A 26,378-nucleotide genomic window follows, 5' to 3' on the forward strand; every position below is an offset into this window, starting at 1 on the left:
TTATTCTAAGCGGTTATTCACCTTGGAGTACTTAGGATATAAAAACAAAATAAATTTAGATAGATGTGATAAAAGATATTAACATCAGCGCATTACGATAGAACCTGAATTCAAGACAATGAAAACATACTATTTAGAGATGCAGAGCAAGAACAACTTTATACCCTCTGCACTTTCAAACAATTTATCAATTATTGAAGTTGAAGCGTTACAACCTGAGTTTAATCAGTTTTTGTATTCATTTGTGGGCAAGCCTTGGGATTGGACCGACAAACTAACTTGGCCTGTTGAGCAATGGCAATCTCACTTAACTGATAACCATATTCGTACTTGGGTGGCGTATGTAAAAGGTGCGATTGCAGGATACTATGAGTTAAGTCAGCAATCTGAGGGCAACGTTGAAATTGCGTATTTTGGCTTAACTGCGCAATTTATCGGTCATGGCTATGGTAAAGCATTGCTAAGCCACGCGATTGAATCAGCATGGGCAATAGACTCAACAAAGCGTCTTTGGGTTCATACGTGTGATCTTGACCATCCGAGTGCTTTACAAAATTATCAAAGTCGAGGTTTTGAAATATACAATATCGTGTCAGAGTAAGCTGGATATGAACACCCCGATAAAAATCAGATTTGACAGCTAGGTATTGGTATACAAAGCTTAAAGTATTGTTGAAATATAAATAATCAATCGAAAAGTTCGTAGAACCGCGCCTAAGAGTCTTGTGTTCGGTTTAGTATTCTAACAACAATATGCCCGTTCTACGGCTTGCTTTTAAACTCACGGTTACCGTATACAGACTCCTATGCGACTGAGCCTCACAAATAGCTCAGCGGCATAATATAGCTAGGAGCTGTTATGCAAGACGCCCTATTCTCTTTGCTTTTTATGACCTTACTATTATTTGGCAGCCCGGGTCCGGCTCCAATTTCGTTACTCGCCTCTGGGGCAAACTTTGGCTACAGGCGTAATTTGCCCTTTTTAACTGGCATATTGGTAGGCTTAGGGTTAGCAATGGTGTTAGTGAATTTAGGTTTATCTACGCTACTTGAGACTTCGCCAAAATTTGCCTCAGGACTGTCTCTTTTATGTGTAGGTTACTTGGTGTACTTAGCTTATAAACTGTATATTCAAGATCCACGCAAACAGAGTAATGAGCAGCTTCCAGGGTTTAAGCAAGGCATAATTTTAAACATTATTAATCCAAAAGCCTATGCTTCCCTCATCACCTTGTTCTCACAATTTAGTATCGGCAACGTGCAACAAATTGAGGCGCTAATGCTGACGGGGTTGGTTTGTATTTGCTTTGTGGCTGTTATCGATGCTGTATGGTTATTGATTGGTGCAAAATTAGGAAGAGTAGTTAAGAGCCGTCGTCATATCAAACGGCTCAATAGCATATGCTCTTTGGCTATATTGTTGGTAGCTTCGGTATTGATCAGTTATTAACTCGCTCCAACGCAGCGCCATAAAAGCCATCAAAATCAGTGTTTATACCGGGTAATAATGTTAACTCTTCAGCAAGCTTAAACTCTGGGTTGTTTGCTAAAAACGCCTGAACTTGCAGCTGGTTTTCACTTGGCAAAATAGAGCAAGTGGCATAAACCAAACGGCCGCCAGGTTTACACATTTGACTATAGCGCTGCAGTATTTCCCCTTGCAGCGTTATTAAGTTTTCTATGTTGTCGTTTGCCAACTGCCATTTGGCGTCTGGATTACGACGTAACACCCCAGTGCCAGAGCACGGCACATCTAACAAAACGCGGTCAAATTTGTCTTTTAAGCGTTTCACCGTTTTGCTGTTTTTGATAAGTCGAGTTTCAAGCATATGAATGCCAGCCCGCTTTGCACGCTTTTTTAATACTTCTAATTTATGTTGATGGATATCCATGGCAAGCACATAGCCTTTATTTTGCATCAGCGAAGCTATATGCAAACTTTTACCACCTGCCCCCGCACACGCATCAACCACTCTCAAACCTGGCTTTACATTTAGTAATGGCGCAATCTGCTGAGAACCAGCATCTTGCATTTCAAACCAACCTTGAGTAAACGCCTTAGATTTAAACAAAGGACCATATTGAGTCACTTCGAGCGTATCGCTATTTGCTAAGGGCTCACACGCAATACGTTCTTGCAATAATTCGGCAACTAGAGTTGGGGCATTGGTTTTAAGCGTGTTTGTTCTCAAATATGTTTTAGCTGGTACATTCAACCCCTGAGCAATGCAGTCCCACTGCTCACCGAGCTCATTAAGCGCACGCTGCCAAAGCCAGTCAGGGTAGCTATTGAGCTGTGCAGGTGTCGCGCTATTCAAATTGCTATTTAGCTGGTCAATATCTACCCCTGCAAACTCGCTCCATTCTGGCAGCGTTTGCGCGTTGAGTAATTGGTATGCGCCCCAGATAAGCCACATTGATGGGCGAGTGTCTTCGTCGCAGCCTAGCGCAACAACCAGTTTGCGCCACCAGCGTATAATGTTGTAGGTGTCTGTTACAAATATTTGTCTTTTAGTTTGGTCCCAGTATGGTTGCTCACTCAGTACACGTTCGATCACCTTATCTGCATATTGCTCAGTGAATATTATTTGCTCTAGGGCAAGAATTTGCGTTTCAACACATTGACGTTCTGCGTACAAAGACAACCTCGTTTATTCAATAGACCAGCGCAAATTGTAACTTTTTTTCTCGTTAACGGCGAATAAAACTCATCACATATTCTTAATTTGGTGAGGTTTGAAGCATACAGTCACCTAAAAACAACGCCTCTTTTATGATGATTATCACAATTGTTTACATATCTGATATTGTCTCAGATACAATATCAGATATCATAAACGCAAGACCAATACTTACGTGCTTAAGTCCAAAGGGGTTGCTCGCTTTGCCACGAGTGATATTAATTCGGTGCACTATAGAGCATGTAAGACATGGGTGATTGATGTTGAACTAGCCTACTCTAGCTTTAACTGCAAAGCCGATAGTGCCCGCTATCGGCTTTTTACTCTTCACCGTTAAGCAATAAGCTTCGGTTAAAGCGAGGGTTTTAAAGTAGCCAATACTTTAAACTATCAAATATTGACTATTCATAATATTGTATTGTTCAACATCAAAGCGCTCTCACTTATTAGTGCAAATTATTACATGCGAAAGCGGCATGAGATTGCGCAAACTCATTTAACCAGCACAGCGGTTATTTAGCATCGCGAATAAACTTCCAAGGCTGTGAAGAATCTGGTGTATTACCTTTAGTCCACCATTTCGCTTCATATATCTTATTTTTATAGCTAACTTGATCGCCTTTTAAATACACTTTATTCGCATCCCACGCTGCAACACCACCTACTGGAGGCTCGTCATCTGGTGGCGTTAACTCATCAACCACTCTTACTTGCGGCCAACTTGCATGAGACTGATAAAAGTTCGTTACACATTTTTCATAGTCCCCTGGTACCAATGCTGAATAAGCCGTTTGATAACCCACCAACTTACATTCAAACGAAAACCCCCCTGGTCTATCTGCGTGATAGGCCCAATCACCTTCCCAATTGGTATAAAGTACATCAGTTGCACCATTAAGGTTTAAACTTCCGTACGGTGTTTGTTGCCAGCAAGTGTTTTCTTCATCGGTTTCAATTGGAATATTGTAATAGTGTGCTAAGCCTTCCCAATAGCGAATACGATTAACTGGCTGACCTTTAGTTTTGTTTTGTTCGCCACACTCTATTCCACCATTGATAACATTGATAGTGGTGCCAAAGCCGTAGCCAATACCTGCATCTTGCTCGCGTTGAGAAGGCTGCCAAGTGCGGTCAATCACATGTAGCATGGCTGGTTTTGGCGCTTGAGGGGTTAAAAAGAACCAAATTGCCGAAGCAAGATTCAACCAAGAATCTGCAACTAGCCCTGGGTTATTAAGCAGCACAGTGGCATCACCATCAAACATCACTTCTGAAAATGCACCATAGTTAAAATGATACGATAACTGTTTAGCGCCACGACCAAAGTACCCCTGCCCATCAGCGCAAGGCCAACGTCGGTTTTGCCAGTCGTTCTGGCCACACCCTGTTGTGTATCCAGGCTGTCCCTCAGACCACCCCATTTCACGTACATGAACCAGCGCTTGCTGCCACTCCTCTAGCCTTTGTGGGTTATCAGAGACATTATCTTTGGCAATGTGTCCGCCTGTTTCTTGGGCAAAATGGGCAAAAGCGGTAACAATTGATTTTTTACAAATCGCATCCGCATTGCGACCATCTGTATAATCCCCACAAAATGCAGGAAACTTACCTATTGCTCTTAAAAAACGAGTATAGGTATATTCAGGCGCAGCCATCTTGGTCAAAAAGTCCCACTGCGCTTGCGGAAAAACACGCTCTACACGCTTTACATTACTTGGGTTATCGCTGCGACCTGGCAAAATTGCTTCAACAACGGTGTTACTTCTTGTCTCTAGCGCTTTTGCCCATGTAGCGTACATTGGATCACTCGTTTTTGCTGCTACCGTGTCTTGTAATTCTTCTTTTGATATAAGGTAGCCACCCGGATTTTGTGGATCTGGCTCAATTGTCATTGCACTAACTGATGAAATAGCAGCTAAATTAAGCGCTACCACCATAGGAGTTAACTTAAACATGTTGTTCTTCCTTCTTTATATGTTGTATCGAGTGGTAAACAAAAACTTTACACACTGATCAACAGTATTAACCAAATGACATCGCTGTCAACGATTTTGTGTGAAGGAATGTAATAATAAACCTGACCAATTATCACCCACCCGTAGTTGTTACAGCGCATAATCGTCTAATTTAAATACAAAAAAGTAAGTAAAATGACTATGTACCTGCACTTTCATGAAGATTTATAATTAAATTCACAGTATGGTAAGAATATAAAACATCAAACAGGCAAAGAGTATGGTAATTACACAACTGCTTCCAGAGCATTATAAAGCCGTCGTTAAACTCGCAAATCAAGTACATGGAGACAATTATCTCGATATGCCCGGCATAAAAAAGATGGTTGAACAAGGTACCAAGTTTGATATTAATGCCTGCTTTGTTGCTTTGGATGAAAAGGGCAATTTAGTTGGCTTTAGAACCAGCTATGCTGCACAGCAGTGGCCCATAGATAAATGGTGCACACCAAAGGCTTGGCCAGTTCTTCCCTCGCAAATGGCATATTTTAAGTGTATAGCCATAGCACCAGAAGCGCAGGGGCAAGGCATTGGGCCAAAGTTACTGCACGCCTCGGTGGTTGCATTACGACAACAAGGTGCGTTGGCGGGCATTGCGCACCTTTGGAAGCAAAGCCCAGGAAATGGCGCCGTTAAATATTTTACAAAAGCAGGGGGGGAGCTCATCAAAGTTCATAACGACCGTTGGTTAGAAAACTGCATTAATGATGGCTATGTTTGTACTATTTGCGCCACCGAGTGCCACTGCCAAGCTGCCGAAATGGTTTTGATGTTTTAACTTTAAGAAAAAGAATATTATGAGCCCAAACTATTACGATCCGCTTACCCATAAAAACTGCCAAGCAAGTGGCTATGCCCCCAGTTATTGGGCTAGTACCATTGACTTACCGCTACCATGTTCCGCCCCAAAAACCAACGCGCACTACGATGTAGCAATTATTGGTGGCGGCTTCAGTGGTTTACTAACGGCCTATTACTTGGCTCGCCACTTCAACATTAGCTGTTGTGTTCTTGAAGCCAATCAAGTGGGCTTTGGTGCCAGCGCCCGCAACGCAGGCTTTGTATTAAAAGGCTCAGGTCGTTTGAGCTACCCACAAATGGCCAAAAAATGGGGCATGGATGTTTGTAAGGGCATTTATGATGAGTTTAGTGAAGCAGTGACGCGTGTTGAATCTTTAATAACTGATCACAATATAGACTGCCAGCCACAAGCAAAAGGTTACCTAAAAATCGCGCATAATCATAAAGCGATGCAAGCCCTAAAAGCACAAGCAAGCTTTTTAAAACAACTCGGTACCCACGACACACAGTTTTTAACAACATCTGAACTTGAACAAAACTATATGTATAATCATCAGGCATTTGGCGCAATGCGAATGGCTGATGGCTTTGGCGTAAACCCCTTAAAGTTATTACTTGGATATCGAGAAATCGCACTAAAAGCAGGCGTGACCTTATACGAGAATGCATTGGTCAGCAAAGTTGATTCAACCCCACATCAACACACTTTATTTGTTAACGATATCTCTATCAGCGCCAATAATGTGGTTTACGCGGGTAATGCTTATAACAACAAGCAGTCACACTCACTCATAAACAATCGCTACCTGCCTATCCTGAGTAGCATTTTAGTCACCCGGCCCCTCACCGAAGAAGAGTTAAGCCAGACAGGCATAAAAACACATCAAGTCACCATGGATACCCGTACTTTGAAGTACTACTACCGTCTATTGCCTGACAAGCGTATTTTATTTGGCGGTCGCGGTGCGGTGTTTGCAAAACATCAAGACTCCCCCGTCTACCTAAATAACTTGAAAAATGGACTAGCAGAGAGCTTTCCAACACTTAAAAATATCGACCACGATTACTATTGGAATGGCTTTATTGCCGCCGCTTTAGATGATATGCCGCATATTTGTTTACAAGATAACGTGGGTTACATTCTTGGCTACTGCGGTGCAGGGGTGTCGTTTAGCGCACAAGCGGCATTTCGTATGGCCCAAATGCTCGCTAAGCAAACAGTGCCTGATTTGCCCTTGTATCAAACACCTTTACCCTATTTGCCGTTTGCAAAGTTCAGACGCTTTGGACAGCTTGCCTACTATCAATACGCGCAAGTTAAAGACAAGATAGGTTGATACTCTTACATTAACTTAAGTTTTATGCCATGCAGGTAACAGATACCATGTTACCTGCTCACAATAACTAAGTGTCGTGGCTTTTTACGCTTGGCATGAATGAATAACCCGCTGTTCAAATTTTACAATACATTATTCGTATATTTCATTATAAAACGAATCATTACTTGCATCATTCGCCCAATCTTGTTTAATTAATCAGTACAAACATACTCTAGAACAGGGACATTTCATGAAGCACTCAGCTCTCACCTTAGGCGTTTTACTTGCCCTACCCCTACTTAACTCAAACAGCGTACTTGCAAATGATAGCCACCTAGCAACATGTGACTTTACGATCCCCTCATCACATTACTTGGTTGATGGTGCTGCAATGAATATTCAGCCAGGTAATACCATTTGTTTAGCCGCTGGCGAGCGCGGGCCATTAAAATTAAAAAACATTTTGGGTAGCGCTGATAATCCAATCATTGTCCGCAATGCCGATGGTGTAGTCACAACCAAGCCATACGAATACAGTATTGCAGTTGAGCAATCAAAATGGCTAAGATTAACCTCTGTATCTCCTGAGCCTGCACAACCTTACGGCATTCGATTAGGCGGAACGCTGAGCATTGGCCAACTCAGCGAACAAGTAGAAGTGGATAACATTGAAGTTTATCGTGCCCGCTTTGCTGGCATGCTTATCAAAACAGACCCAAATTGTGACCCAGCCACATGGGCTGAAAACTTCACAATGACAGGCATAAACATTCACCATAACTACGTTCATCACACGGAAGAAGGTGAAGGCATGTATGTTGGCTATACCGGAAAAAGCCGTAAACTTGAGTGTAACGGAGTAGCTACAACTGTGTACCCACATAAGCTTGAGAACATTCGCATACATAATAATAAGCTTGAGCACACTGCCGCTGATGGCATTCAGTTAAACTCTGTAACAGGCAACGCGCAAATTTACAGTAATAAAATTTACCGTACAGGCGTCAGCCCATTTGCTCCAGTTTGGCAAAACACCGGAATTCAAGTAGGGGGTGATGACGTACAAGTGAGAGATAACTTAATCTATCGCAGTGGCGGTAATGGTATGATGCTAGATGGAGATAACCTGCAGGTCATTAATAATAAAATTATTTATGCCGGTGAAAATGGTATCTTTGCACGCAACTCAGCACAGCAAAACGCACAAATAAGCGGTGGGTTGCCACACAGTTATAAAGACAACCTAATCGTTCAGCCCGCTACTTATGGCCTTAAACTGTATGCTACCAATACCGCCTCGGCACACTTAATAAGCGATAACACCATTGAAAATGATGGTCGATTAGACGCTGCAAACCGCCCGATGACTTTTTCGTTTTTAAATGATCAAGTCGAACGAGTTCTGCTAAATAACCACCATTACATTGAAAGCACCAACAACTAAAAAACACTAACTTACATAGAAGCGACTTATTGTCGCTTCTATCAACTAAGACTCGCTCCGTTTATTAAAAAGCTTCCCAAAGGCCATAAAGACAAATTGCATTAAGATAATATTGGCACTAAACCACTGTAATCCTTGGTACCCTTTCAAAAGGGCAACAAAAAAAAGAAAGCTAAATACGCCCAAATATAATGCAATCTCTCGAACATTAGGAACGAGGCTTTCTTTAGCATATAAACTCAGTATTACTAATAATGATGTGCAAGCTACAATAAATACCAAACTAACACTGTAATATTGATAGTTATCGACTACGAAAAAGTACAACCACAGATTGTAGTAACCCACAAATCTATAGAGTGTTTTTTTGCTAGATACCTCAAAAATTTTGATACTTAAATATGGTGCTATCAGCGGCATCAGCATTATAAACAAAGCCTTAAAATCCATAGTTGCAATCCTTTAATGGGGCCAATCTTGGCCCCGTAACTTACTTAATAGCACACTTTTTGTGCTACATCTCCACCACCTGAGTTAGTCCAAACGGTGACACAAATAAACTGTCTTTCACGACCGCCATCCCAGCCACCACCACCGCCGTCAGAACCTCCACCAGATGAGCTCCCTGAACGAATCTCTAACAAGCGACCAGCTTTGATTACCAAAGTATCCCCAACTTGAAGATCTGTTCTATACCAGTTAGTACCTGTGAGTACTTCATTTAACATTGTTGCCGTTGTAGATTCGACCAAACGAGAGCTAATCAGTACCCTAAGAGCCGCGGCTACTCTCGCCGCCACTTTTCCAACAACGTTAGCAGTAACCAAAGAAATCGCAATACGCCTCGCGTCATTATTCCCATCTATAAATTCTTGCGTAACAGTAAATTCAACTTTCTTGTTTATAACGTAATCCAAAAAATCACTTTGTACCCATTGTTCACAGCTATAGTCAGGGTCATATCTGCAATCCAAAGGCATATCTAAAGGTTGGACTCCTTCATCAATAGTGCGCTGACTATTTGGATAAAAAGTATGTAAATAATCTTCCAAAGAAATACTGTTGATAAGTTCATCACCCTCGAAAAAATTAAATACTTGCTGCTGTCCAAAATATGTATCGTAAAAGCTAAATATGTATCTTAGTTCTCGATCAATGTCACAACTATATCGGCATACAATATTCAGGTGCCCACTATCATCCAAAGGAGTCATTGTGACTACTTTAGGCTCTAAAGAGTCCATATATGAGGTTAAGTTATTAGCATAAGATGCTGTAGATATAACCGAAGTCATCAGCAGTATGAGCGGTAGTTTCATTAGTAAATCCATTTATCGATTATTTAATTATCCCTTCACGGTTGAAGAGTCCTTACTACGCCTTAACGGCAGTATAAAGCGTAGTAAAAGATCAAATTAATAACTTCATTAAAACAAAAAATCTCAAAAAATTTAAAAATTTTTCAAAATACAAAATGGATCAGTACATGCTTATAAAGACAATCTGACCATTCAGCCAACAACTTATGTCCTGGCACTGTATACAACCAATAAAGCTTCAACGCACTTGATAAGCGAACACCATTGAAAATGACAGCAGATTAGATGCCACAAGCCGCATGATGACTTTCTCATTTTTTATGTTCAAGTTGAACGCCAAGTACTGAATAACAAAAATTATATTGTTGAAAGTGGTGAGTACCATTGGTAGTGCATTGAAGTGGAGAGCATAAACCTCATTGATTAAAGTAGTAGTGATGCTACGTCAGTCACATCACTAAATTACAGCTACAAAGTTGATTTTAAGTCGAGCTGGGCTAGTTCTTTTCGCAAAAAGTGTATGCTGTCCAATCAACCAAACAGACGGGATAATATCTGCGTGTACGCAGGGTAGTTCAAGTGACTTTCATTTATCAACAAGTCAAACTCGTCTTGGGGTAAGTAACTAACACGACTTGATATCCATTGTAATATAAAGCTCTCTACATAAGGGCTCAACTGCGCACTTCGTTTGCACTCAAATATCATATCAAATACTCCCTTTTATTTTATATTTCCAAGCGCTTAACTGTAACATTGAGGCTGGCGGGGACACGCGTTGCCACGCACACAGATCACTCGAACATCAGCACTGAGGCTGCGCTCCACCCACGCGATATTCAAAATCTTGGCAACGCCCATTAATTGCTGCTTTAGCTGATGCGGAATAACACTTGCGCCACCATGTTTGATACACAACGCTTGCAATTGCATCACCACCTCATCAACATTCATACCCTGGGCTGCAATGGCAGGGTTCAAATCTATCCCTGCACACAATACATGCGGGTTTCCAGCTAAATCCTCAACTTGTATCGACTCACAACAGTATAACCTTGGCTTACCTTCAACAAGCAAAATAGAGAGCTGCGTACTGCTTTGATTTGACACCTCGGCAAACTTTCTAAATACCGCCCAATGCTGGCAAGGGTCTTGGACCGTGCGCATATTTCCCCAAGGTAATGGTATACCATTGCCACGATATACCGCTTTCAATTTGCCCGGCTGATATGCATCAAAATAATGCCAATGTGGGTAAGGTGATACAACAGTCATTCTGCGCATCACAACCGAAGGAGATATATTAAGCAACTTATGCACGCTTATCTCATAACCATGACTGTCCAGCAGCTGACGAAAAGGCACCTTAGGGCATAATAGGGCGCCTGCAAAAAAGCTTGCTTCAAAATCACGCCACGCGTTAAGAATATCTTGTGCATTGGGGGTATTGTGATGTGCTTCTTCGTTGTGTTCACTACCACCAATTGTGAGTCGGCAATGTAGTCCTTCTCGATTATGTAAAACAGCATGCCCAATATGAACCGCTAAATCATACTTCAATCTACTCTCACGGTTTTTCAAAAGGGTGTTTAAATATACCAAGTTAGGTGCTTCAAAATAAGATGTAAGCAAATGCTTACTTGCTTCTCCTGATCCGCCAAATATTAATTCATCTGCTTGTTCAAACCAACGTAGTTGCAAATCATATTGTTGAGCAATCGTTATCAAATCATCACTGCTGAGATATAAATTTTTATGCCCAACCTCTTCAGCCGCCCGCTCTAAATCTGGAAAGTGATTTTGATGGTGTTCTTGATGCGCTCTTATTAGCAAATGAGCAAATTGACGACCACTGATCCCCGTTTGCGATAGCATTTCAGGTATTGCGATTTGCAATATATCGTTAGAAAACAAAAAGTTTGGCTCTAATGCCATACCAAGCACCCCGCCATGATTGCCTTTATCAGGTGTAATACTCTCCGCTTCCGGTTCACTGTCTAAAAACCACTCAACGGGCTTTTGAAATACCTCTGACAAGTTTTCTAGCATTTCTTGGCTGGGCGTTCGTTTACCGCGCTCAATCATCGATAAGTAAGACACTGAAGGTGCTGAGTGAGCATCAACTCGAATACAACGCGCAGATAAATCTTCCAATGTAAGATGATTTCGCTTTCGTAAATTGCGAATTTTGGTGCCTAAAAAGTGAGACTTTCGCATTAAACTGCTTTCTTTTTTCATTATTTTTGTTCTCACACAATGCCTGTCTTGTGTATAAAAATAACACAATTTGTAAAATTTACACTGTAAAATTCTTTTTGTGAAATTTTTAGACTAAGTCGCATACACTGAACTTGAACACGCTCACAACTCCAATACATATCGTGACAAGAATGAGGAAATACCAATGACAGCCCTAACCCGTTCAAGTTTAAAAACTCAACCTATCACTTGCGAAAAGCTTGATATCGCAAAGGAATACTTAGATCAACATTGCCCACTTGATCAGGGCTCACATCTGCATGCCACTCATTATGTGGTTTACTACAATCACTTAATGGCATTTTTCGCTGATGGTAGCCATTGTGGGCTTAAATTCCCCAAACAGTTTGTAGCATTATGTGGCCACCGAGATGATCCCACAGCCATTTTGTTAAAAAAAGACGACCAGCTACATATTGAGCTAAGCTTCAACCGCTGCGGAGATTCAGGACGTTTAGACCGCGCAAACGTCGATGACATTCAAGTAGAAACGCCACTAAGCACAGTATCTACGGGGGCTGAGCACAAAAAGTTTTGGATGAGCTTTTTAAGTGGTGTGCAAGATACCACTCACCACAAACAATATACTGCTAAAGACGGTAACGATTACTCTCTTTAATACCTAGAGTTTAAACAGTGGCATAAGCAACTTTCTCTCACAGCTAAGGCCACTGTTGCTCCATGATTCCAGCCACAAAGCCTCAACAACCGACATCTATGCTTCATTCGTTTCAAATTATGAATTCGTGTAAACTAATCTAAACAGTTACTGACGTATAAACATTGTATACACGCTTTGTTGTTCTGTTGCTTGATTGTTATTCTTGGGCAAACTTCCGTTATTGAACCCCTTATTCAAACGGTTTCAAAAACCTCTATAACAGGAATAATCATGAGCTGTCCATATCACTCAGACAACAAGCCAAGTAACTACCGAGCAATGGAAAAAGACATTCATACCGATTTTAAAGATGATATGTCTTATGGTGATTACCTTAACTTGGAACAAATTCTCAATGCTCAAAACCCTTTATCAGATCAACATGATGAAATGCTGTTTATCATCATTCATCAAGCCAGTGAATTGTGGTTAAAACTGGCTGGTCATGAATTATATGAAGCCATTGAAAATATAAAAACAGGCAACTTCGGCCATGCCTTTAAAGTGATTTCTCGCGTTAAACAGATTTTAAGTCAGCTCACCCAATCATGGGGAATTTTGTCAACTTTAACGCCTGTTGATTACCTTAAATTCAGAGATGCATTAGGCCACTCATCAGGTTTTCAATCTTATGGTTATCGCAAAATTGAGTTCTTGCTTGGGAATAAAAACACAGAGCTTTTGAAAGTACATGAGAGTAACCCTGCTGTACATCAGGAGCTGAGCGATATCCTTCATAAACCAAGCCTTTATGAAGAGGCATTAAAAGCGCTCAAACAACAAGGCCTGCCTATTGATGACGAGGTGCTCAATAGAGACTTTAGTCAACCCTATGAAGCAAACCAAAGTGTTTTAGATGCTTGGATCACGGTTTATAGAGATGCCGACAAATACTTCCACCTATACGAGCTGGCTGAAAAACTGGTCGATATAGAAGATAGCTTCCAACAATGGCGCTTCAAGCACATGTATACCGTCCAGCGAATCATAGGCAATAAAGTAGGCACTGGCGGATCTTCAGGCGTAGAATTTTTGAAAAAAGCACTCGATATTAGCTTTTTCCCAGAACTTTTTGAGCTTCGTACTCACCTATAACCCTTGGAGTACAAATAATGACCTTAGATTTAGCACTACAGCTTCAGCCCCACTATAGCGACTTTAAGGTGAGCGAGCGCATTTTGCTATCGGGCCACTCACACCAAGCGTGGCCCAATGCCGCAAAAAATGGCTTAATTGAGTGTTATCAAGATGCTGCTACTCATGTGGATGATAAATGGGGTAAAGCATTTGAAAAAGCACAGCGTGTTAAAAACTTTTACGCCAAGTTGCTTGGTGAGCAAAATGCCCAAATAACGCTTGGCGCCTCTACCCATGAGTTATTATTACGCTTTTTATCCGATCTTGAGTGTTTTAAAAAGCCGCCAGGCAGAGCAATAAAAATCGTCACGACTGATGGCGAGTTTCACTCGATGCGCAGGCAGCTTAACCGCTTTAAGCAGCTAAATATGCAAATCGAGGTCGTGAGTGTGTCACCGAGTCATACATTGGCTCAACGTCTTGTAGATAAAATAGATAGTCAAACAGATGCTGTGATGCTTTCAGCGGTATTTTATGGCAGCAGTGAAATTTTCCGCGATGTGGGTTTAGTCGCGCAGCACGCACACCAGCTTAACGTGCCTTGCTTAGTCGACACTTATCATGCTCTCAATGTGGTGCCATTTGATATCAAAACTTGGCAACTTGAACATGCTTTTATCGTCTCCGGTGGGTATAAATACTGCCAAGCTGGCGAAGGCAATTGTATGATGCGTATTCCACAAGGCTATAATGGTAGCCCTATTATAACCGGCTGGTATGCTGAATTTAGCGTGTTAGATCAAGCTCCAGGTCAAGTAAGCTATGGCGCAGGAGCCCATGCCTTTGAAGGCTCAACGTATGATCCAAGTAGTCACTACCGCGCCGCTGCCGTCTTTGACTTTTTTGAGCAACAAAACCTAGAGATCAACACACTAAGAACCATCAACCAACAGCAAATTGCTATTTTGCGCAGTGGTATTGAATCTGCTCCTAAGCTTAGCCACGCTTTTGCTCTTGCCAGTCATAAGCACGAAGACAATGGCGGATTTTTAGCACTAACAACACCTTATGCAAGCCAATGGGTGTCGAAATTACATGAGCAAGGTATTCAGTCTGATAGCCGTGGTGAACAATTACGTTTAGGGCCTGCTCCTTATGTAAGCGCAAAACAACTTGAGCAAGCTTTAAGTATAATGGAAGACATAGTGTCTGATATTGTATAACGCTAAAAAGTACAGCTCAGTGTGCCAACTTTATTAAGCATACTGAGCTATTTTCAACGTTCAATAAGTGAATTAAGCTTCTGAGCTGCTCGCCATGCCCTAACTTTAGGCCCCCAAACGCCAATAAACAGCCCAGTTAAAATTAAAAGCGCACCAATTAGTTCAACGTAACTTAATTGCTCAAATAGCAAAACATTTGCGTCTATAATGCCACTTATCGGGATCACATATTACCTAGTTCAATCATCATCGCCGTATACATTCTCAAGTTTAACTTAAGTTGTTCAACGGTAATGAATTCATGCTCTGAATGGCCCGTGTAAGGCTTGCCTGGCATTGATGGGCCAAAGCTTACAGCGTTATCAAACAATTTAGCATTGGTGCCACCACCAATCGACACGAACCCCGCATCTTGATCTTGCGTATAGTGCTTAAAAATATCTAACAACTTTTGTGCGTGAGGTGCGCTATCGAGCAACATCGGCTCACCCAATTCAACTTCAAGCTCAGCAAGAGTGACATTATGCGCTTGTTGCCATAAGGTGATTGCTTGCGCTATTTGAGACTCTAACTGCGTTGCCGTTTTGCCAACAGGTCTGCGCAAGTTAATCGACAAGGTAAGATCATCTCCTTGGCGCGACAAAAGTGTGGGTGACACTGTCATAGGTCCCATGAAATCATGACTATAAGCAATGTTGCCAAAGTGCTTACCATGTAGATCTGTCCCAATCAATTCACTCATAAACATCACAGCTTGCCCATCACTATTTGGCGCAAGCGTAACCCCGCTAAATAATGCGGCCAAATGAGCAATTGCATTTACTCCGGCTTCTGGCTCTGAAGAATGCGCAGAAATACCTTTAACCAAAACTTTTACGCCTTCAGGTTGTTCAATGAATTGTACTTTTGCACTGAAATTACTGGCTCGCGCTTTTAACTTATCTAACAATTCAGTAGAGGCGTGATGCAATATCAAGCTTGCATCTTCGGGGATCTGACTTTTAAATGCCCCACCCTTTAATTCGCTGACATAGACGCCTGTTTGCTCAGCTGAACCACTAAATGTTGGTTCAATCAAACTCCAGCCTTTTTCAGCAACTACAACTGGGTAGCTGGCATCTATTGTAATGGCATACTTCGGCTGCTCATAAGTTTTCATAAAAGCCTTCAGAGGCTCCCAGTCAGACTCCTCGGCCAAATAAATCATCAGTTCAATGCGGTTGTTAAGCTCAACCCCCTTGTCTTTAATGGCTTTCATTGCGTAGAGCGCTGTTGCAATTGGGCCCTTATCATCTTCTGTGCCGCGGGCTATTAGCTTGCCAGGCTCTGACGTTGTATCTAATTCAAATGGGCTTTTTTGCCACTTGCTTGCATCAGCGGGTTGCACATCACCGTGAGTTACAACCGTCACTTTTTGCGACTGTTTACCCAGCCCAATCAGTACCGTATGACCTTTATCCTGATAATCCAAGCCAAGCTGTGCGGCTTTCATTTTTAACAGCTGCTTAAACCCAATAAATACCGGATTATCTGGTGTTGCTACACCTTCTTCGTTCACCGTTGGGAAAGACACCATATTGGCTAAGGTATGAATTTGCGCTTGCTGGTAGCTATTGACAGCATACTCGGCCGTTGCCTGACTTACATCAGCAATTTTTGCATACACCACATGTGCAAACATGGCTGCGGCCAAGGTAACAAAACGGATCATTATTATTCCTTTTAAACATACAAACAACAAAGGGGCTTGCGCCCCATAAAGATTAATTTGCTAGTGCCCTAAACGTTAAGCTTGTTTTTGCTGCTCAATCCAACGATTGACGTCGTCTTCAACAATGGCTAAAGGACGTGCGCCTTTTAACAATATAAGGTCATGAAATGCTTTAATATCAAACTTATCACCTAAGGCATCTTTCGCCTTATCACGCAACTCTACTAGCTTTAACATGCCCAACTTGTAGCCCAAAGCTTGGCCTGGCCATGCTATATAGCGGTCAATTGCAGCGGTTACATCGCTCATTGCCGTACCTGTTGCTTGCGCAAAGTACTCGATGGCTTGCTGACGAGTCCAACGTTTGTGATGCAGGCCTGTATCAACAACCAAACGTGCAGCACGATACACTTCTGCCTGCAAGCGACCTAAATCACCAAACGGGTCGTTTTCATACATCCCCATTTCGTAAGCAACCAACTCAGAATACAGCGCCCAACCTTCAATGTATGCGTTAAATGATGCATTTTGACGCATTAAACCGATGTCTGTCTGAAGCATATTCAGCGCTATTTGAAAGTGATGCCCCGGAACCGCTTCATGATATGTCAGCGTTTTCATCGCAAAGCTCGGTACTGCTTTCATGTCTTTTAAGTTGATAGCAAAAATACCTGGACGGCTACCATCGAGTGATGGGCCATTGTAATAGCCTCCCGGCGCACCTGCTTCAACCGCCTTAGGAATACGTTTTACCTCAACCTTTTGAGGAGGTAAGGTAGAAAACAAGGTGGGAGCTTTCTTATTGATCGTTTCAATTTCACCACGCAAGAATGTCAGCAGCTTTTCACGGCCTTCATCGCTGTCTTCATATAAAAAGCGCTCTTCTTCATTAAGCTGCTTCATTCTGTCGCCAACACTACCTTCGCTGTAGCCGTTCGCCTTTAGAATTTCGTCCATACGTTGAGTGATCCGCTCAACTTCCTGCACACCTATGTTGTGAATTTCTTCAGCACTCATATCAGAATCAGCCAGATACGTAATTGCATGTTGATAAAATGCTTCGCCGTTTGGCTGTGCCCAAATTCCCACTTTGGTCGGTGCTTGTCCCTCGAGCGTTTTCATATCTGCGGTCACTTTTGCAAACGCAGGATAGATCTTCTGCTCTACAATCGCAGTAGCTTGACTTACATAATCTTGCTTAGCTTTATCTGATAAATCAGCAACGTCACCAAGTTTTTGCGCAAAAGAGCTCACTAACGGGTGTTCAGTTGCGGCTGGCGATGTAAAGTTATCTAGATAGCCTAACGTGTTGGCAAATAGTGGCTTAGGTAAAATGACACCTTTTTTAGCATCCGCCATCACTTTTGAGCGAACTTGTTCAGTCATATTTGCAAATGCATCAAGACGGGCTAGGTAATCTTGTGCATCTTGCTTTGACTCAACGCCATGTTGATCTTTTAATACATTCGGAATGTCAACTAGCGGCCCCGATAGCTGATTAACAATATAAGGTAAATGGCCCCCCCATGTATCTATATAACCCGCTGAAAACTGACTATGACCCGCATAGTATCGGGCAAGCACTTCATTTACCTTAACATGCAAAAGCGCGTCGTCGCTTAACTGAGCACTTTGCAGGCTTTTTAGCTGCTCGGCAGCTTTATTCATATCAATTTGTAAAGCCTGCATACCTGCTAAAGAATAATTTGGTAACCGGTTGGCATAATCACCATATTGCTCTGCTGATAGTTTCAGCGACGTTGCTAACGCTGGCTGATGAGTAATAAAGGTTTGTGTGTATTGCTCTACAACATCATCAACAGAAGCGGCACTGACTGAATTTGAGACTTCAACTGCACTACCAGCAGCTGAGCTGGTTGAATTACTCTCAGACGAACACCCCGCAAGGGCAAAAATAACGGCTAAGCTGACTAAGCTTGCTTTTCTCATGACAAAACTCCGTTGGTAACTGTTGCGCAATTTACACCTATTGTATTAACCAAAGAGTCATTGTTAGCAGTGGCTTGTGACCCATGACTTAATAAAATAGGGATACGTGTGGTATTAATTTTTCATTATTGTGTTTAAAACACAGCAATACCATTTTTAGCGTTTAATATACAGCTTAATGAGGTGAGCTACGACTCAAAAGGGCTTACTGCGCGTCTGTTCATCACAGCAACATAGCGGTAATCTATTTAATCTTTGCTTTAAACAAGAGTTTGGCTGTAGGAATTGCTTTAATAGCGCACAACACTGTCAAACTGTTACATCTCACTTAACTCAAGCGCTGGTTATTTAAGGCAGCTGCACCAAATACAGCGTATCTGCTTTAGCCCCAGTGAGTAACAAACGCTGTTCATCTAACTGCTCAATTGACGAAACCCCAGTTATTGAGTTGTCTGCTGTGTTTAAATATTTAGGGCTAGATAAAGCCCCATTTTTTTGAACTTTAAATTGTAAAATGCCATGACCGTGCTCTGCAGCTGCAAATACATATTGGCCATTTTTCGACAGTAATAAAGCGCCTACTCCGTTTAGTTCTTCTGCATATACGCTGTGCTTATGTTTATATGCGTCGTTTTCATAGCTAAATACCGCGATACTCTTACTGCCAGCATTAGCAACATAAAAATGTTTAGCGTCTGTGGATGTGATCACTTTTTGTGGATTGCTCAGTACTTTTTCTAGGTCAGGGTTGTTTTCAAGCTGCTGAAAAAACGTCAGCGTTCCGTCTTCGTGCCGATTGAAAATGGTCATTGTATTACCCTCAAAGCCTGCTACAAACAATCTATCTCCAGACGATGACAATGCCATACTAACAGGGTTACCTAAACTTTTGGGTTGTGCTGCTAAACGTTTTACCTGACTTGACAGTTCTATGCTATTAGTACCCACATTACAGATAATTACAGAGTCACTTTTGTAACTTGCCACTAATAACTGCTTTTCGTCATGACTTTTTATCACCTCCCATGCACCAAGCAAACCCATTCTATCTATTTTGCTAAGTGAGTCTTTACTTTTGAATACTACGTTTGGCGGCAGGTGATCACTGAAGCTTTTTGATGGTTTGAGCGTGGCGTTATTATGCAATTCAAAAATAGATAATGCGCCATCATAAAAGCTGGCTACAGCAATACGAGTTCCTTGCGAAAAAGACACCACACTCGATGCCCCCTCTAGGTATATACCTTTACTCGGTGTACTTTTTAAAAAGCCCAATGGCTGCAGTAGCCCGTCGCTGGTTACTTTAAAACTGGCTAAAGCATTATCATCACCACTGACAACAAATACAAATTTGCCATCTTTTGAGCGCTTTACAGATCTTGGGTTATCTAATCCATCGATGCCAGCAACCCCGTCTTTGAACTTTTGAATCACCAACATTTTTTCAAGTGTATTCGCAGACAACAAAAAGCTACTTAAAACAAAAGATAGATAAACATAACTCCATAAGAGCGATGCATACTTTTTCACTAAACTCACAACATAAATTAATGACTGAGCTAGTATAGTTTAGTTTCAGTACGAGGTGTTAAATCAAAACTCTTTAAATTACTCTCAGGAAATCGATTTTTAGCTTTCATAAAGACGGAAGGGGAAATATTAGACATGATTACGAATACAAAAAATAAAGGTTAGCAAAAGCTAACCTTTTATCATTAAACTAGCAGTAGCAAGTCATTGGCTTAGATGATGGCACCGATGGACCCGTAGTATAATCAGTATTACCACTGCAACGTTTTGTGTAGTCACCACAAAAATATGGATCTGTGTGACATCTATCTGTATCAGGCTCTAAGACACCACCAGCGATTTTAGGCGTAACACCGGCACTGATTGTATGCTTATCTAGAGACAGTTTTTTTAAGTTCTTTTTTTGAACAGAAAGTTTCATTTTCATTCCTTTTACTTATTATATTTCTTCTTCAATATCAGTGAATAGATAGGGTTCTTAAAGCTTGCCAACCTATCCACTGTAAACCAAGCCGTTTAGCTCAATAAATAGCGCTTTATTTTTAACTTATAGTTTACTTAATCGCAAGTTTTATATTTACTTTTTTTATAATATATTTAGATATAAGCGGCCGCACTTCCGTATACCGGCCGCTTGTTAAACTGAGGGATTAGTTTATTTTGGTATTGAGGTTTTTAAGGCCTAAATTAGCTGACACAACCGTGCCATCTTTTTTCAAATTATCGATTACAGCGGTTAGGTTTTGCTCCGACGCTGTCACAACATAAAACGACTTATAAGCCTGTTTTAATGTTAAGCCATGAGCCTTTGCAACTTCGTCAGCATCAGCAAAACTCGCTAGCTGAATAAGCACTTCGCCTGTTGCTTCATAGGCACTTAAACCATTATCACCAATAATGATTTGACCTTTAGAGACGGCTTCACCACTAAGTACATCGCCGACCTTTGTTTTACCATCGATCTGTAATTGGCTAATATCTTGAACATCAATGTCTTTCATTTCATCGAATGAAATTGGTGTATTTGCACACACCGCGCTTGATGCTGTCAATGCACATAAAACTAGTAATTTTTTCATTGTCATACTCCTTAGTGGCCGTAAATGCGAAGTGACCAATCTTTTAAAACACCTAGGTCAGCATTGTTGTTACCGTTGGTGCCAAAGAAGCCTCTACTTGGATGGTAAATCAAGGTACGGCTGGTACCTTTATCCGTATCAAGTACTTTAATCGTCCAGTTACCTTGCGATTGCTCACCATAGAAGTGATGACTTAACATAACAGTATCAGTATACCCACCATCAGTGCCATTTAAGAAACCCGTTCTCGCACTCATTACAACACTGCGCGTGCCTGAAGGAGAAGTAAGTTCAATCGCCAAATCACGTAGCCGCGTATGATCAATGTTAACTTTTAATTGTACCGCTTCAATGGTTAGGTTCTCATCAACCGCCATTGTGCTTTGCGCACCAGACAAATCCGCATCTGGGATGGTTACATTCGCGCTTTTCTCTTGCCAGTCTGTGATTTGTAACTCAGGCAAAGAAACACTCGTAAACAGCGCTTTGTAAACCGCTTCATCGATATTAACCGCACCTAGCCCATAAAAGTTATGATAGTTATAACCAGCAGCGTTAGTTTGCCAAGCTGGGATCGCATCATAGCTTAGTGTTTCACCAGACGCTGATTCAAAGTTTAACGTAACCCCCTCATGCTGAGGGTCAACTTTACGTGCTGTTGTCGCTAACAAATGGCGCACTGTTCTTGCACTAAGTGCAGGGTTTGCAGACATTACTGTCGCAACCGCACCAGCCGTATTTGGCGCAGCAGATGACGTTCCATTCATGACCCCTGTAAAGTTACAGTTAGGATCAAGTTCAGAACCACCATGCAGGCTATTTTTATGTGTGCCAGAGACGTTCATACCTTTGTCACACCCGGTTAAATCAACCGTTACCATTGCAGGTTTGTCTTGACCATACTCACCGCCAGGCGCAGATAAAAATACGTTTGCACCAGCTGATGAATAAGATGCCAGCTTACCTTCTGCATTTAACGACGACACCACTAGATTCCAAAAGGTGGTATTTAGATTAGAGATATTCGCGTTATGAAATGGCAAACCTTGGTTGTTTAAGATTTGATTGTTTTCAAAAGGTAAAACATAAAATCGCTCGCCATTGATATAAGTGGTGTAAAGCGCGAAAGAATTACCTGCTGACTTCACATATACTGACCCTCTGCCCCAATGGCTATTGAGTGTGATGTCTTGCAATACTGTTTGCTGTAAAGCATATACAGGGTCTAAGCTTGTATCACCATTCATTGGCGCCGACGGTGTTATACCATAGCTTTGGTTAAATACACGCGGATCAGTGAATCGGTCAAGCGCCCTGAAGTCCTCGTTTAAACCATGGGATAACATCCAAGATTCAATTGATTGTTCATCTAGATAGTTAAAACCAATTAGGTTGGCGTAAGGTGCAACACCTCGTCCACCTAAGTTGTTACCTTCTTCTGCAGCAATCAGACCTGCAACAGCTGTACCGTGACCATGTGTATCTACTGGGTAATCACTACCATCGATTAGGTTTTTTGAACCCGGAACAACATTGTTTTTTAAATCTGGATGTGAGATCTCAACACCAGTATCGATAACAGAAACCGTAATACCTCGGCCTTTGATGCCCATACGATCTGCAAAATCTAAATTAAGATCCTCACCTTCATTACCCGCTGATAATGAAAAGCCTGTTTGTCCTGTATTTTGTAAATGCCACTGCTGAAATGTCAGTGGGTCGCGCTTGATTAAGTCTTGCTCTGGCGTTGTGTTTGCGTTAGCTGCACAAGTTGCAGCCAGTACTGAAACTGCCAAAATTTTCTTTTTATAATTCATAGCTTCCTCAACGTGTTACCCCAAAAGGGGGACTAAACATAACACTCTGATCACGTATCAGCAACACAAAAAGACATCGCTGTCATCATAAATAGAACGATTTTGATACAAAACAAGCAGTTATATTCAAAAAAATATTACATAAAATACATTTTAAATACATTTATCCCTATAAAGAGCACGTTATTTACTCTGAAATGTACCTTTGTCATTCATCATTAAAGAGGTAGAATGCAGGGCTAAAATAAATGGGGATGGGTATGAATCGCAAAAAGAAGATATATGAAACACTGAAGAAAAAAGACAAACGAGCAAACGCCAAATTACACAAAAGCAATAAACCTCGTTATATCTCAAAGGCTGAACGCGCAGCAATGCTTGCTCAGCAACAAACTGAAGAAAGTGTTACTCTACTGCAAGATACCAGTGAGTAGTGCTAGTTACCCGCCTGCGCGCTCAATTCTGCCAACATATCATCACTGAATAAATTGTTTTTAAACAGCGTTTGTAATTTGCTATCACCTTGTTGATAAAGGGATAAGATTTGTTGTGCCAACCTACGCTGTAGTTCCGGTTGCTTGTTTTTGGCTTGATAGTACTGCAACATTAAGCCATCAGCAGCCATGCTCCTTAAGTACTCATTTTGTTCCTTTTCAATGATACTCGCAAAACTATCAGCCACCCTAGCGTCAGTTAATGGGGTATTAACAATCACTTCTAATGCTTGCACCTTTAATGCTTCGTCTGGGTTTTGCTGCGCAATGCGCATGATGGCATCGACCACTTCATGGTTATAGTGATGCATTTGTGTTTTATTAAGCACGTACATGTTCATTTGCAATTGCCCCATCGCTGAGAGCCTAACTTGAGCGCTTAAACTGCTATCCAGTATCTTTGCATGCAACTCTTTATTAACCTGCATTGCATAGTCAGGATCTGTTTTAAGTTTTAGTTCATAATCTTGGGGTAAATTCTCGTAAAATGCATAAGCGGGATCTTTACTCAGCATTTCTGCTTTATCACGCGCTTGTTTTTGCGCTATCACCTCTAATACAGCTTGTTCAAAGTCAGCCTGTGCAAATGAGCTATTCATTGTAGTAGGATCTTTACTTTCCAACGCCCGTAACCGTGCCTCTAGATCTAAAACTTGTGCACTTAATTGGCTTATTACTTGCTCATACGTCACATTTTCTGCAACTCGATTGGATTGTTGCTGTATAGGTTGATAGGCAGCTTGGCTGCGGTTTGGCTCGCCCAGAATATTGTAAATAGATAATCCCAAAGCAAACACTGACAAAGCAATAGCGGTACGAGTAAGTTTCAACTTTTCAACTCCCAATACTGGTATTGCGCCACTGTATACAAAAGTTTGGTAAAAATCAGCAACAAACAGTAATTATACTTTGCACTTTTAAGACCTAAGTAATGTTGTTGCAATGATTTTGCAAGCAATCTATCACACCGCCCCCCTAATATATTGCCTCCAAAACATGGGTGACCCACGTTACTAGGATGACATTTTACTTAGGAATAAACATGAAAAAGATCAGCAGTATACTGGTTGTGCTTTTGCCTACTCTGGCGTTGGCTCAACCAGAGGTCCATTACGAACAATGCAAAAGTAGCTTTAACTACCTAGGCGCCGACTACCAAGGCACAACCAATAAAAACAACGATGGTAGCCAATGGTGTTATCTTAAAAATGCCCAAGAAGGAGCCTACTGGGGCCATGTAAAAGTAGAAACTATTCCTCAATTTAAAACCAAAAGTGGCAAAACTTGCCGCGCTCCCTCAAGCTACCAAGGTGAACAGTTTTACGGATGCAGCTCTCGCAATCATACCACTCCTTGGTGCTACACCAGCGAGAGTGACTGGGAAGAATGTGATGTTGTCGAACCGGCTGAAATGCTCAGCCACACGCATCCAAAAGCGAGTAAACGTCTTGATAGAGTAGCGCTGGGTTCATGCTTTAAAACCAAAGGTGATATGCCTGAAGCGCTCGCTCGTTTGATCACTCAGCAACCAGATCTCTTTTTATGGCTCGGAGATAACATTTATGCTGATACCACTGACATGAGCCTAATGCGAAGAAAATACAATGAGAAAAAACAAAATCAAGAATATCATGCATTTCTAGAAGCCAAGATCCCAGTTATGGCAACTTGGGATGATCATGATTTTGGTCGAAACAACGACGGTAAACACTACCCTGAACGAGAAAATGCACAGAAAGAATATCTGCGTCACTTCGATGTGCCACAAAGCGACCCTCGCTTAAATGGTAGAGCAGGGATCTATGAAGCAAAGATGCTAGGTAATGCCGGTGAGCAAACGCACGTGATCACCCTTGACGCTCGCTATTTCCGCTCACCAACTTTCAGTAATTATGGCAAATGTGAAGGTGAACAAAGCACCATGCTTGGAGATCAGCAATGGCAATGGCTAGAGACAGAGCTGGCCAAACCATCAGAACTTAAGCTCATTGCCAGTGGTATTCAAGTGCTACCTCCCCTATATCAAGGCAGAAGTATGTCAAATTACTGTGCATATGGTCAGGGGGAGCAGTTTAAAGCTGCAATTGATGCACTAGGTGAGCAAGATATGTCTGGCACTAGCTATGAATCATGGGCTGAAATGCCCAGTGAACGAGCACGCCTGTTACGTATGGTACAAAAATCGATAAATGATGGAAAAACCAAAGCGGTGATCTTCTTATCTGGCGATCAGCACTGGGGTGAAATTTTACAAAAAGATATTCCTGCGCATAACGAGTATGGCAAGCAAACCACAGTCTATGAGATCACAGCCTCTGGTTTTGGCCAAAATTGGCCTTATCACATTGAAAACGCTTTGCGCTTGCCAATATATGCAGACAACAAAGGCGATGGTAATTATACCAAGCAATGTAAACTACCATTTAACTATGCAGGCACAACCTACCAAGGTTGTATCACACGTGACCATGATAAACCTTGGTGTTACACGGAGCTTGATGAGAATGGCAAAGGTATTGCCTCAAAGTGGGGAAATTGCGCGCCAAGCGGAGCTAAGATCCCAACTGGATATGTGGGTAACATCAGCGCCAATATTAACAACCTAACGACCAGCAACCGCCATTTAATCAATAAATCAGGCAGCAACTACGGTATGTTAGATATTGATTGGCAAAACCGCACAATTAAAATGTCTATTCAAACGGCAGATGAAGAAGCGGTATCCACGGTGATCACCTTTTAAGCTCACTCAGTTATGGAGCAGCATCGACTGCTCCTTTGCTCGCATTGAGCCACTCGCCTAATGATTGAAGTAGTAAGTCAATTCGCCTTGCTGTGAATGACACTCGCTAATACTGATGGCCACCAGCGCACCTACTAATGTAGCTAACAAGGTTAAATCAACGTAAAGCATTCAAATACTTTTTCTAAGCTCAGGTTTGATACTAACAAAACTACTTTTTATTACGCCCAAACTTTATTTAATAAAGTTTGCTAG

Annotated in this window: 23 protein-coding genes; 10 read left to right on the top strand and 13 right to left on the bottom strand. The window is 41.6% G+C overall.

Going from position 1 to position 26,378, the window contains the following annotated elements; translation table 11 throughout:
- Positions 1-118 precede the first annotated feature (118 nt).
- Together GDK41_RS19090 and GDK41_RS19095 are read left to right on the top strand one after the other, a co-directional pair.
- The gene (locus tag GDK41_RS19090) at positions 119-601 is read left to right on the top strand and encodes a GNAT family N-acetyltransferase (RefSeq protein WP_152088065.1); all 483 of its coding nucleotides are present in this window, start codon (positions 119-121) and stop codon (positions 599-601) included.
- Positions 602-859: 258 nt separating this feature from the next.
- Positions 860-1,450, top strand: a complete 591-nt coding sequence (locus GDK41_RS19095; protein WP_152088066.1) for a LysE family translocator — start codon at positions 860-862, stop codon at positions 1,448-1,450.
- Here the strand turns inward: GDK41_RS19095 and GDK41_RS19100 are convergent.
- Both GDK41_RS19100 and GDK41_RS19105 read right to left on the bottom strand, forming a co-directional pair.
- On the bottom strand, positions 1,440-2,639 hold the full coding sequence (locus GDK41_RS19100; protein WP_232056582.1) for an RsmB/NOP family class I SAM-dependent RNA methyltransferase: 1,200 nt from the start codon (positions 2,637-2,639) through the stop codon (positions 1,440-1,442). The genes GDK41_RS19095 and GDK41_RS19100 overlap by 11 nt on opposite strands.
- Positions 2,640-3,193: 554 nt before the next feature.
- On the bottom strand, positions 3,194-4,636 hold the full coding sequence (locus GDK41_RS19105) for a chitinase (RefSeq protein WP_152088067.1): 1,443 nt from the start codon (positions 4,634-4,636) through the stop codon (positions 3,194-3,196).
- Between the two features lie 280 nt (positions 4,637-4,916).
- Between GDK41_RS19105 and GDK41_RS19110 the strand changes: the two genes are divergently transcribed.
- The 3 genes from GDK41_RS19110 to GDK41_RS19120 all read left to right on the top strand — a co-directional run bounded on the left by GDK41_RS19110 (position 4,917) and on the right by GDK41_RS19120 (position 8,260).
- The gene (locus GDK41_RS19110) at positions 4,917-5,474 is read left to right on the top strand and encodes a GNAT family N-acetyltransferase (RefSeq protein ID WP_152088068.1); all 558 of its coding nucleotides are present in this window, start codon (positions 4,917-4,919) and stop codon (positions 5,472-5,474) included.
- 19 nt (positions 5,475-5,493) lie between these two features.
- A complete protein-coding gene (locus tag GDK41_RS19115; RefSeq protein WP_152088069.1) occupies positions 5,494-6,834 on the top strand; it encodes an NAD(P)/FAD-dependent oxidoreductase in 1,341 nt (446 codons plus the stop codon).
- A 232-nt stretch (positions 6,835-7,066) separates the two neighbouring features.
- Positions 7,067-8,260: a right-handed parallel beta-helix repeat-containing protein gene (locus tag GDK41_RS19120; protein ID WP_152088070.1), complete on the top strand. Its 1,194-nt coding sequence runs from the start codon at positions 7,067-7,069 to the stop codon at positions 8,258-8,260.
- A gap of 45 nt (positions 8,261-8,305) precedes the next feature.
- Here GDK41_RS19120 and GDK41_RS19125 read toward each other — a convergent pair whose 3' ends face one another.
- From GDK41_RS19125 to GDK41_RS19135, 3 genes are all read right to left on the bottom strand, one after another.
- Positions 8,306-8,710: a hypothetical protein gene (locus GDK41_RS19125; protein WP_152088071.1), complete on the bottom strand. Its 405-nt coding sequence runs from the start codon at positions 8,708-8,710 to the stop codon at positions 8,306-8,308.
- Positions 8,711-8,754: 44 nt separating this feature from the next.
- Positions 8,755-9,579, bottom strand: coding sequence for a hypothetical protein (locus GDK41_RS19130; protein WP_152088072.1), 825 nt, complete (start codon positions 9,577-9,579; stop codon positions 8,755-8,757).
- A gap of 744 nt (positions 9,580-10,323) precedes the next feature.
- A complete protein-coding gene (locus tag GDK41_RS19135; protein WP_152088073.1) occupies positions 10,324-11,817 on the bottom strand; it encodes a DUF3612 domain-containing protein in 1,494 nt (497 codons plus the stop codon).
- 166 nt (positions 11,818-11,983) lie between these two features.
- On the opposite strand from GDK41_RS19135, the gene GDK41_RS19140 reads away from it, so the two are divergent.
- From GDK41_RS19140 to GDK41_RS19150, 3 genes are all read left to right on the top strand, one after another.
- Positions 11,984-12,457 carry a malate synthase gene (locus GDK41_RS19140; protein ID WP_152088074.1) on the top strand — a complete coding sequence of 158 codons (474 nt, stop codon included), beginning with the start codon at positions 11,984-11,986 and terminating at the stop codon, positions 12,455-12,457.
- Between the two features lie 273 nt (positions 12,458-12,730).
- On the top strand, positions 12,731-13,594 hold the full coding sequence (gene kynA / locus GDK41_RS19145; RefSeq protein WP_152088075.1) for a tryptophan 2,3-dioxygenase: 864 nt from the start codon (positions 12,731-12,733) through the stop codon (positions 13,592-13,594).
- Between the two features lie 17 nt (positions 13,595-13,611).
- Positions 13,612-14,799 (top strand): aminotransferase class V-fold PLP-dependent enzyme, encoded by a 1,188-nt coding sequence (locus tag GDK41_RS19150; RefSeq protein WP_152088076.1) that lies wholly within the window; start codon positions 13,612-13,614, stop codon positions 14,797-14,799.
- A gap of 53 nt (positions 14,800-14,852) precedes the next feature.
- Here GDK41_RS19150 and GDK41_RS20285 read toward each other — a convergent pair whose 3' ends face one another.
- The 7 genes from GDK41_RS20285 to GDK41_RS19180 form a co-directional block, all read right to left on the bottom strand.
- Positions 14,853-15,026 carry a hypothetical protein gene (locus GDK41_RS20285; RefSeq protein WP_172971684.1) on the bottom strand — a complete coding sequence of 58 codons (174 nt, stop codon included), beginning with the start codon at positions 15,024-15,026 and terminating at the stop codon, positions 14,853-14,855.
- Entirely contained in the window at positions 15,023-16,510 is a 1,488-nt protein-coding gene (locus GDK41_RS19155; protein ID WP_152088077.1) for a dipeptidase, read from the bottom strand. Before GDK41_RS19155 ends, GDK41_RS20285 begins: the two co-directional genes overlap by 4 nt.
- 75 nt (positions 16,511-16,585) lie before the next feature.
- Positions 16,586-18,460, bottom strand: a complete 1,875-nt coding sequence (locus GDK41_RS19160) for a DUF885 domain-containing protein (protein WP_152088078.1) — start codon at positions 18,458-18,460, stop codon at positions 16,586-16,588.
- A gap of 348 nt (positions 18,461-18,808) precedes the next feature.
- On the bottom strand, positions 18,809-19,924 hold the full coding sequence (locus GDK41_RS19165) for a lactonase family protein (protein WP_152088079.1): 1,116 nt from the start codon (positions 19,922-19,924) through the stop codon (positions 18,809-18,811).
- Between the two features lie 256 nt (positions 19,925-20,180).
- Entirely contained in the window at positions 20,181-20,411 is a 231-nt protein-coding gene (locus tag GDK41_RS19170) for a hypothetical protein (RefSeq protein ID WP_152088080.1), read from the bottom strand.
- A gap of 229 nt (positions 20,412-20,640) precedes the next feature.
- Positions 20,641-21,069 (bottom strand): hypothetical protein, encoded by a 429-nt coding sequence (locus tag GDK41_RS19175; RefSeq protein WP_152088081.1) that lies wholly within the window; start codon positions 21,067-21,069, stop codon positions 20,641-20,643.
- An 11-nt stretch (positions 21,070-21,080) separates the two neighbouring features.
- A complete protein-coding gene (locus GDK41_RS19180) occupies positions 21,081-22,886 on the bottom strand; it encodes a S8 family peptidase (protein WP_152088082.1) in 1,806 nt (601 codons plus the stop codon).
- A gap of 260 nt (positions 22,887-23,146) precedes the next feature.
- Between GDK41_RS19180 and GDK41_RS19185 the strand changes: the two genes are divergently transcribed.
- Positions 23,147-23,320 carry a DUF2986 domain-containing protein gene (locus tag GDK41_RS19185; protein ID WP_152088083.1) on the top strand — a complete coding sequence of 58 codons (174 nt, stop codon included), beginning with the start codon at positions 23,147-23,149 and terminating at the stop codon, positions 23,318-23,320.
- 2 nt (positions 23,321-23,322) lie between these two features.
- Here GDK41_RS19185 and GDK41_RS19190 read toward each other — a convergent pair whose 3' ends face one another.
- On the bottom strand, positions 23,323-24,210 hold the full coding sequence (locus GDK41_RS19190; protein ID WP_152088084.1) for a hypothetical protein: 888 nt from the start codon (positions 24,208-24,210) through the stop codon (positions 23,323-23,325).
- 212 nt (positions 24,211-24,422) lie between these two features.
- On the opposite strand from GDK41_RS19190, the gene GDK41_RS19195 reads away from it, so the two are divergent.
- Entirely contained in the window at positions 24,423-26,123 is a 1,701-nt protein-coding gene (locus tag GDK41_RS19195; protein WP_152088085.1) for an alkaline phosphatase D family protein, read from the top strand.
- The last annotated feature ends 255 nt before the right edge of the window (positions 26,124-26,378 follow it).

Origin of the sequence: Pseudoalteromonas sp. A25 (genome assembly GCF_009176705.1) — a bacterium.
GTDB lineage: Bacteria > Pseudomonadota > Gammaproteobacteria > Enterobacterales > Alteromonadaceae > Pseudoalteromonas.